This window comes from Haematobacter massiliensis, from assembly GCF_000740795.1.
Taxonomy (GTDB): domain Bacteria; phylum Pseudomonadota; class Alphaproteobacteria; order Rhodobacterales; family Rhodobacteraceae; genus Haematobacter; species Haematobacter massiliensis.
Genome location: NZ_JGYG01000008.1, coordinates 172,859 through 181,325 on the forward strand (window position 1 = coordinate 172,859; position 8,467 = coordinate 181,325).

Here is an 8,467-nt window from a genome sequence, read left to right on the forward strand (position 1 = left end):
CGCCCGCGCAACCGGAGGAGCGATGACGGTGTCAGCTGGCTTGCTCTGCAGGGCTGTGGCCGAGGGCGAAACCTGGATAGCCGTTCGCGGCGACCTCGCTGCATTTCGCGCGATAGGTGCCGACGCCGCCGGTATAGGACAGAACCCTGCGCGGCTTTCCGGGGACATTCGACCCGGTATACCATGAGTTCGTGCGCGATATCAGGTTCGCTTTGGCCGTTTCGTCATGATGTTCGACCCAGGCGGCCTCCCCCTCGGAGGTGGGTTCGATCACGCCCTGTTGGGTGCTCTCCAGATGCCGGATGCAGTCGCTGATCCATTCCGTCTGCTGTTGCAGGCAGGTGGTCATGTTGCACAGTGCGGCCGACGGGGCGAGCGGTGCGCCCGTCATGAACAGATTGGGGAAGCCGTGTTTCATCATCCCGAGCGTGGTGCGGATGTCCCTGGCCCATTCCTCGCGCAGCGAGACGCCATCGCGGCCGCGAATGTCGATCCGGCTGAGCGCGCCCGAACCCGCGTCGAAGCCCACCGCCATGATGATCACATCCAGCGGATAAACGGTGCCATCCTCCAGCCTGATGCCTTCGGGAACGATCTCGGCGATGCCGTTGCCGCGCAGGCTGACGGCCTTGACGTTGTCGCGATGATAGACTTCAAGGTAGTTGGTTTCGAGCGGCACACGGTGGGTGCCGAAGCCATAGTCCCCGGGCTGGGGCACCAGAATGTCGATGAGCTCCGGGTCTTTCAGCCGATCCCGCATCTTCTGGCGGACGAATTCGGAGATCTCTTCGCTGACAGCCTCATCGAAGAACATCTCGGCAAAGGACGACAGCCACAGTTTCAGCGAGCCATCCGCATGGGTCTCCTCCAGGATAGCGCGTCGCTGATCCGGTGTCAGGTCGTGCCACTTATGCTCGAAGTCATATTCGAAGCCGGTGAAGGTCTTGGGCAGGTTCCGGCGCAATTCGTCCAGCCGGCCCTTGTACCACGCCGCCTCGTCCGGGCCGTATTTCGGGTTCTTCATCGGCAGGACATATTGCGGCGTGCGGACAAAGACCGTCAGCGAGGCAACCTCGGCGGCAATGGTCTGGATCACCTGGATCCCGGTGGCGCCGGTTCCGATCACCCCCACGCGCTTGCCCGCAAGGTCAAGTCCGCCGCGCGGATAGCGTGCGGTATGCAGGATCCTGCCCTTGAAGCTCGATTGCCCGGGGAAACGGTTCTCCAGCGGGGCCGACAGCATGCCCGTGCACCCGATCAGAAAGCGTGTGTCGATCACCTCCCCCTGATCGGTGCTGACCCGCCAGACCTTACGGTCTTCGTCGAAGGTCGCGGCAGTAACCGTCGTCGAAAAGCTGATGTCACGCCGCAGGTCGAGTTTCTCGGCGATGTAATGCATCCAGCGCTCGATCTCGGGCTGTGCGGGGAAACGCTCGCTCCAGGTCCAGCCTTTGTACAGGTCTTCGTCAAAGAGGTACTGGTAGATATAGGCTTCGCTGTCGAACTTGGCGCCGGGATAGCGGTTCCAGTACCATGTGCCGCCGACATCGCCGGCCGTGTCGCAGGCATGGGCTTTCAGACCCAGATTGCGTAATTGGTAAAGCTGATAAAGGCCCGCGACGCCTGCGCCGATCACGAGTGCATCAAGTGTCTCAGGGATGGGATTTCGATCCGCCACCGGGGCGGTCTGGTGTGAATCCAGCATGGGTTCCTCCTCGATATTCTGACCGTCTCCCTACGGTCGAAGTCGGGCCGTTGCGCGGAACCTCCCAATTCCGATGCGCATTGCCCAGGACGCCAAGCTTAGCAAACCGGCTGATCCGGTCTTGAACATCTGCAAGCGATTTTTTGAAGGATCCGCAGTCAGGAACGCGACTTGCGCAATTGCGCCGGCGTCGTGTCGAGCGCCTTTCGCAGCATCCGCGTCATGTGGGCCTGATCCGAAAAACCGCAGGCGGTTGCGACCGCCTTGATCGGCAGATCGCTTTTGCAAAGCAGGTCAGAGGCTTGCGAGACCCGCTTTTCCTGCACATAGGCATAGGTTGATTTGCCGACGGTTTGCCGCAGCCGGAGGTTCAGCGCCCAAACGCCTATGCCAAGGCTTTCGGCCAGACGTTCAAGCGTAAGCCCCGTGGCAAGCTCTGCGCGGATACATTCATCCAGCCGCCGCATCTCGCTCTCCGAGAACGCATGTTTGGTTTTGCCGGATTTCTGGGTGATCGACGCATAGTTGCGTAGCAGATGAACGGCGAGCTGTATGCTCAGCGCCTCGGCATATAGCGGGCCGGCCTCCCCGTTCTGCGCGGCCTCCTGCGTCAGTTGATCGGCCACATGGCTGATCACCGGATCATTGCCCTGAAGAACATCATGGAGACAGATCACGGCAACCTCGCCATCGCAGATGTCACGGGCAACGCGGGCCATCAGGTCATTGCTCAGGTAGACATGGGCGACGTGCAGCCCCTCGGTCCAGTTCCACTGGGACTGCATGGCCCGGGACAGCAGCGAGAAATCACCGGGGCCACACTGGGTTCGGGTCCATCGCCCGTCGAATTCACGATCCATCGGCGTCTGTCCCTGCCGATACTGAACGACCAGGAAGTCGTCCATCGGCGGTATCAGCACATCCTGCCCGTTATAGAGAAAGCTGCGCTGCGCCACGCCCTTCCAACCCAAGCCCCGGCTTTCCACGACCGTCTCTCCGGGCACCCAGACCGGCAGCTCATCAGCATGGATCAGATGATCGGCCACAGGTTGCCTCCGGTTCATCAACACCAAACACCGGGATGAGGGCCTCCGCATCTGCAGATCAGGTTACGCGGAGAAGCCAGACTCACCCGCAAGACTAGGTAGGGAGTCATTTTATCACAATACGACTTTCGCACAGGCATCTTTGAGATGCACAGGCTACGTCATGGAAGCCCGCTGCCTTGAGCCACGTCGCCGCGCTGATGGCGTGACGCCGGCAGATGTCATCTGCCTTGGCGCCGGCCTCGTGCTCCTTCAGCACGCCGATCACCTGCTCGTCGCTGAAACGCTTGTGCTTCATTGGCTCTTCCTCCTCGTCGGTCTAAGGGCGGAAAATCCCAGCGCGCAATGGTCTGAATATCGGGGGAAAGGTAAGCAGGAGTTTCGATTGGTAACAATGATCACATGTAGCAATTTGACAGGAGCGGTGTCGGAGACGGAGTTGGCGCCAGGCTTGATCAGACGAACTGAATTTGCTGCATTTCGACCGGATACCTGGGCGCCCAGCGAGTTGTTTTTGCGGCCGTCTGGGGTGTTTGTGAGGCAAGAAGATAATGATCATGGCGGCCTCAAGCCTGCGAAGACGCCACGAGATGGCACGAGGCTTCGCGGGCAAGAAAAAGCTGCTGATTTGGAGAAATCCAGCCAGCAGCCTCATCCCTGTAATAGTTAGCCCAGGCGCGATCTATGCAGCGCGTTTCATGGATTACCGTGGGAAAGACGGAACTTCTGATACATGCCACAGGAAAAACCGTCCTTGGCCATAACTTCAATCTTTCTTACCGGAACTGACAGCCATGCATCGCTCGATGCCGGGGCTATTCAGCCCTTGGTCACGTCCAAGGCTATATCGAAGAAGGCGTTTACGAGCTTGCCTGCTCGTCGTTCCCGCAGACAGATCAACGCCTCATCCATGATCATTGGCATCCGGCTACGGATCGGGAGGAGGACGAGCCGGTCGTCCTTGCCAAACTCAGCCGCAGAAACAAAGCCGACGCCCGCACCAGAGGCGACAATTTCGCGCACAGCCTCTCTTCCTTCCGCCTCGATTGCGGCTTCCATATCAAAACCCTCCGCGCGCGCCGCTTCCTCCAGCTTGCGGCGTGTCTTTGAACCCCGTTCGCGCAAGACGAGAGGTTCTGCCAACAAATCAACGAAATCGACGGACGCACGCCCTGCAAGACGATGCTGACGCGGCACGAAAGCGGAGATCGGCGTGGCATTGAGGTGAACGGTTTCGAAGTCGCGAGAGGCGGGCAACTCTCCCAAGATACCGATATCGGCGTCATAGGCCTGCAGCCGGTCCATCACCGTCTGAGTGTTCCCCGCGTCAACGGTGACCTTCACGCCTGGATACTTCTCTCGGAAGCGCGCGAGGATGTGGAGCAGATGATGGGCGCTGTCGGCCACGATGCGCAGCCTCCCGGCGCGCAACGCCCTACTCTCTGAGAGAAGGTCCATGGCCTGCTGTTCACAGTCGAACATCCGCCGCGTGATCTCCAGCAGCCGTTCGCCGGCAGTGGTCAGGATCACCTGCTTCTTCTGCCGGTTGAAGAGAAGGATGTCATATTCCTCCTCCAGCTTGCGCACCTGATCGGAGATCGCTGGCTGGGTGAGGAACAGCTGCTCGGCCGCCCGCGAGAAACCTCCGCAGATGGCAACATAGTGAAAGGCGCGCAGCTGCACGTAACGCATATCATCAACCTGGTTGATATTTTCACTCAAATTAACGATTTTAGTGATATATTACTGCCGACTTCCACACCAGCCGCTTCTGCGGCTGGAAACGCCTGATGACCCCCGTTCTGATCGTCCGTCACGTCGCCCCCCGTTGCTGCAGTCCGGTCACTTCATCCGGAAGGGCGTCGAGCACAGCCCGTGTGCCACCCGGTCATTGAACGGGTTCAGCGTGTCGGGAATGGCAAAGCGCCGGGCCAGCTCTGCGGCGAACTCCGCCGGGGACAGCGGGGCTTCTGATACCGCCGGGGTTTCCAGGGCGATGACAGGCGGCGGGGTCAGGGCATTCATGCGCCGTCCTCCTGCGAGCCCGTCCCCAGGGCAGCGGCCTGGGCGAAATGCTGGTTCAGCAGCGTGACGATGAGCCTGCCCGTCGCATGCTGGACATCGAGGGCGGCGGTGACAGGCAGCCCCAGGGCAGTGGCGCCCTTGCCGGTCAGATGGCCCCAGCCGCGCAGCATCGAGACCATCACTTCGCCTTCCGTTTCCCCCTGTCCCCAGATGGTTCTGGTTTCGGGGCAGTAGCGATAGGGGGCTGTGGCAATGAGCGGTTGCATGGAAAACTCCATTCAAGGGGAAATATTCAAAAAACACCTTCGCGCTTGTCGTCCGGGATTTTGTCGCGCTAAGCGGGAACCAGAACAGACAGACAAACAGACAGACAGACAGACAGCGGGAGACGGACGATGAGGGTGTGTGGATGGCTCGGGATCGGACTGGTTCTGGGGGCTTGTGCTGCCCCGAAACCGCTCCCACCCAGGACACTCGAGGAACTCAGGCCCTGGGTGGAATCACATTATGTGGCCCAGGCCTGCATCGAGAAGGACATGATCCGGTTTGTCCCGGAAACGCAGGCCTATATACGGAATTTGGAAAAAGGCATGTATGCCCGCAATACGTCCGCCGATGTCCAGGTTGTCCTCGACAGGATAAACGTGGAGCCATATCGCGGGGGGAATGTATCCGCCGCCATGTGCCGGAAGACCGATGCGCAAGCCGCTTACGAAGCACAGAAAAGACAAGCAGAGGAACAGGCCAGACAGGCTGCGGCTGCCAGAGCAGCCGCTCAGCCGCAGCCCGTTTCCTGTCAGAGCTATGCCACAGGCGCGACATATTGCTGGTGATGCGCGCGGGGGTTACCGGCGGACCTTGATAAAAAATACCTCGCCCTGCCTTGCGCAGGAGCCACCGCGGTCGGACAGGACGAGGGATCAGCCCCACCAGGATCAGTGGGGTTTGCTTGGTGCCTCGGGGCAGTTGGCATAAAGGAGCGGAGAGGCTGCCAACTCGCGCAGGAGCTGGCGTGCGAAGGTCTCCAGCAGTGGACATGCCTCGGCCGGGAGAGCCTCCAGGAGCTCCTGTGTGAGGCTCTCCGGGGCATCCTCCGCCACGGCGGAGAGCACCTGAGCCAGTTCCGCGGGATGTGCCTGGAGAGCCTTGCCGATGGCACTGCCCTTGTGTCCACCTCCGCCGATTCCCGGTCACGCTGGTCCGCGAGTTTTCGATGGCATGGCGACCTGATTGCAAAACGCTGCTCCCGCTTACCGAAGCACGACGTCGGGATCAATTGAAGTTGTCGGACGCAGGGCGCGCGGTGACCGCGGAACCGCACAACTGTCTTCGAGGAAATGTACCACTGAATGTCATCGCGCCGGGGTACGTCAAAAGCGCTGGTCCGGAAGAGAGACGTTTCCCGGCGGATCAAGCCGTGAGCGTGATCTTGCGAAGCTTCAGATGGGGCGGTCCGACGGCATGGGGCGTCAACGACCCGCCCCTTTAAATTCTTACAGGTTTCAAGGAATCGACTTTCTGATTGTAACGACAGCCTATCCAACCTGAACCGTTCTGGACTAATGCGCGCTTCCCGGCTTCTCGAAACATTCTAACGATTCTAATTATGATAGGATATGAATTAACGATTTTACGAATGATGTAATCCGATGGATTGTCGCGTCATCACGCCGTATCGCGAGGATGGAATGGCCGACGCGCTTTCGCTGAACCCACTGCCCGCCCCCAAGCTTGGCGAGCCTTATCTGCTGACCCCAGGCCCCTTGACCACCGCCTATTCGGTCAAGGAAGCCATGCTGCGCGACTGGGGCTCATGGGACGCAGACTTTCGGGGCATGACTGCCGCGCTCACCCAAAAGCTCCTTGCGATTGCTGGCGACGTTGCCGGAGAGTACGCCTGCGTTCCGATGCAAGGCTCTGGCAGCTTTTCGGTGGAAGCCATGCTGGGCACCTTCGTCCCGCGCGACGGCAAGGTTCTGGTTCTCGCGAATGGCGCATATGGCCTGCGCGCCGCGGAAACCCTGCGCTATCTCGGTCGTGCCTATACCCTGATCGACAAGGGCGACTACATGCCTCCGAGGGGGACCGAAGTCGCAGCTGCGCTGGTGACTGACCCCGCGATCACCCATGTCATAGCCATTCACTGCGAAACCTCCTCCGGGATCCTGAACCCGATCGGGGAGATCGCGGAGGCGGTGCGCAGCGCGGGTCGCAAGCTCTTTATCGACTCGATGAGCGCTTTTGGCGCCGTTGATCTGGATGTGACCCGCATTCCCTATGAGGCGATGGTCTCCTCTGCCAACAAATGCATCGAAGGTGTGCCGGGCTTCGGCTTCGTCATTGCTCGCAAATCGGCGCTGGAAGCGGCGAAGGGCAATTGCCACTCTCTCTCGCTCGATCTCCATGCGCAGTGGGCCTATATGCAGAAGTCCGGCCAGTGGCGCTTTACTCCGCCAACCCACGTGGTCGCGGCCTTTCTCGAAGCGCTGCGCCTGCACGAGGTTGAAGGCGGCGTCGCAGGCCGCGGCAAACGTTACACCCGAAACCGCGACGTGATGGTCGCAGGCATGCGGGATTTGGGGTTTGAGACACTGCTGGATGATCTGTGGCTCTCACCGATCATCGTTACGTTTTTCTGCCCCGCGGACCCGGCCTTCAGCTTCACCCGCTTCTATGAACTGATGAAGGAACGGGGGTTCATCATCTATCCGGGCAAGCTCACCGTAGTCGATTCCTTCCGTGTCGGCTGCATCGGCCGGATGGATGAGCATGTCATGCGCCGCGTGGTGCAGGCTGCGGCCTCCGCGCTGACGGAGATGGGCGTTGCCTCGGGCACTCCGCCCGCCGCGGCGCTCGAAGAGCGCGCGAAACTTGCTCCCTCGAACGCACACTAGACATCAGAGAGAGACGCCGCAAAATGACCCTCAACGCACTCCTGCGTCCGGTTTCGACTGCCATCTTCGACTGGGCCGGCACGGTTCTAGATTTCGGCTGCATTGCTCCCGTCCAGGCCTTCCGCGAAGCATTCGCAGAAGCCGGAGTCGAGATTTCCGAAGCAGAAGCCCGCCTGCCGATGGGCGCCGCGAAGCGCGAGCATATCGAGCTGATCCTTGCCCAGGAGGCCCCCCAAGCCCGCTGGCAGGAGAAATATGGCAGACCTTCAAACCAGTCCGATGTCGACAAGCTCTATACGGCCTTCCTGCGCATCGACGAGGTGAATTGCGCAAAGTATTCTGCGATGATCCCGGGTGCGCTGGACGTCATCAACGATCTTCGCGCGAAGGGCATCGCCATCGGCTCCACCACGGGCTACCCCCGCGCGGTCATGGACGGTCTGATCCCGCTTGCCGCGGCGCAGGGATATGCCCCCGACCATTGCACGACTGTCTCGGAAGTGAAGCGAGGACGGCCTTACCCCGACATGGTCCTCGACAATGCTCTCGCCCTCGGCGCGCCGAGCATGCGCAGTTGCGTCGTGGTGGATGATAGCCCGACAGGTCTGACCTCAGGTCGTGTTGCGGGAACTTGGGCTGTCGGCATCATCGCGAGCGGCAACGAGGTCGGCCTGTCCCTGGCCGACTGGACGGCACTGAGCGGTGACGAGCAGGATGCCCGTCGGTCCGCTGCCATTGCCAAGCTCAATGCAGCCGGTGCCCACTATCGCAGATCATCCGGATGGTCGAATCTGCGC

The 8,467-nt window shown here is 60.6% G+C and carries 8 protein-coding genes and 1 pseudogene; 3 read left to right on the top strand and 6 right to left on the bottom strand.

Going from position 1 to position 8,467, the window contains the following annotated elements:
• Window positions 1-31: 31 nt before the first annotated feature.
• The 6 genes and pseudogenes from CN97_RS13065 to CN97_RS13090 all read right to left on the bottom strand — a co-directional run bounded on the left by CN97_RS13065 (window position 32) and on the right by CN97_RS13090 (window position 5,042).
• A complete protein-coding gene (locus CN97_RS13065) occupies window positions 32-1,705 on the bottom strand; it encodes a flavin-containing monooxygenase (RefSeq protein ID WP_051911231.1) in 1,674 nt (557 codons plus the stop codon).
• Between the two features lie 158 nt (window positions 1,706-1,863).
• Window positions 1,864-2,751 carry an AraC family transcriptional regulator gene (locus CN97_RS13070; protein WP_211253701.1) on the bottom strand — a complete coding sequence of 296 codons (888 nt, stop codon included), beginning with the start codon at window positions 2,749-2,751 and terminating at the stop codon, window positions 1,864-1,866.
• A gap of 184 nt (window positions 2,752-2,935) precedes the next feature.
• A pseudogene (locus tag CN97_RS21260) lies at window positions 2,936-3,049 on the bottom strand (transposase); the annotation flags it as partial.
• Window positions 3,050-3,570: 521 nt separating this feature from the next.
• Complete coding sequence (locus CN97_RS13080; RefSeq protein WP_035712266.1) at window positions 3,571-4,443, bottom strand: LysR substrate-binding domain-containing protein; 873 nt, start codon at window positions 4,441-4,443, stop codon at window positions 3,571-3,573.
• 150 nt (window positions 4,444-4,593) lie between these two features.
• On the bottom strand, window positions 4,594-4,776 hold the full coding sequence (locus CN97_RS13085; protein ID WP_035712178.1) for a hypothetical protein: 183 nt from the start codon (window positions 4,774-4,776) through the stop codon (window positions 4,594-4,596).
• Window positions 4,773-5,042: a hypothetical protein gene (locus CN97_RS13090; RefSeq protein ID WP_035712182.1), complete on the bottom strand. Its 270-nt coding sequence runs from the start codon at window positions 5,040-5,042 to the stop codon at window positions 4,773-4,775. The genes CN97_RS13085 and CN97_RS13090 overlap by 4 nt, the downstream gene beginning before the upstream one ends.
• A 228-nt stretch (window positions 5,043-5,270) precedes the next feature.
• Here CN97_RS13090 and CN97_RS13095 point away from each other — a divergent pair, with 228 nt between their 5' ends.
• From CN97_RS13095 to phnX, 3 genes are all read left to right on the top strand, one after another.
• Window positions 5,271-5,609 carry a hypothetical protein gene (locus CN97_RS13095; RefSeq protein ID WP_131389828.1) on the top strand — a complete coding sequence of 113 codons (339 nt, stop codon included), beginning with the start codon at window positions 5,271-5,273 and terminating at the stop codon, window positions 5,607-5,609.
• Between the two features lie 816 nt (window positions 5,610-6,425).
• Entirely contained in the window at window positions 6,426-7,670 is a 1,245-nt protein-coding gene (locus CN97_RS13105) for a 2-aminoethylphosphonate--pyruvate transaminase (RefSeq protein WP_248700095.1), read from the top strand.
• Window positions 7,671-7,693: 23 nt separating this feature from the next.
• On the top strand, window positions 7,694-8,467 hold a 774-nt coding region (gene phnX, locus CN97_RS13110), incomplete at its 3' end, for a phosphonoacetaldehyde hydrolase (RefSeq protein WP_035712186.1).

Bases quoted from the DNA above. Each gene is read 5' to 3' on its own strand.
- CN97_RS13065 (WP_051911231.1), bottom strand. From the start codon at position 1,705: ATGCTGGATTCACACCAGACCGCCCCGGTGGCGGATCGAAATCCCATC.
- CN97_RS13080 (WP_035712266.1), bottom strand. From the start codon at position 4,443: ATGCGTTACGTGCAGCTGCGCGCCTTTCACTATGTTGCCATCTGCGGA.
- CN97_RS13085 (WP_035712178.1), bottom strand. From the start codon at position 4,776: ATGAATGCCCTGACCCCGCCGCCTGTCATCGCCCTGGAAACCCCGGCG.
- CN97_RS13090 (WP_035712182.1), bottom strand. From the start codon at position 5,042: ATGCAACCGCTCATTGCCACAGCCCCCTATCGCTACTGCCCCGAAACC.
- CN97_RS13105 (WP_248700095.1), top strand. From the start codon at position 6,426: ATGGATTGTCGCGTCATCACGCCGTATCGCGAGGATGGAATGGCCGAC.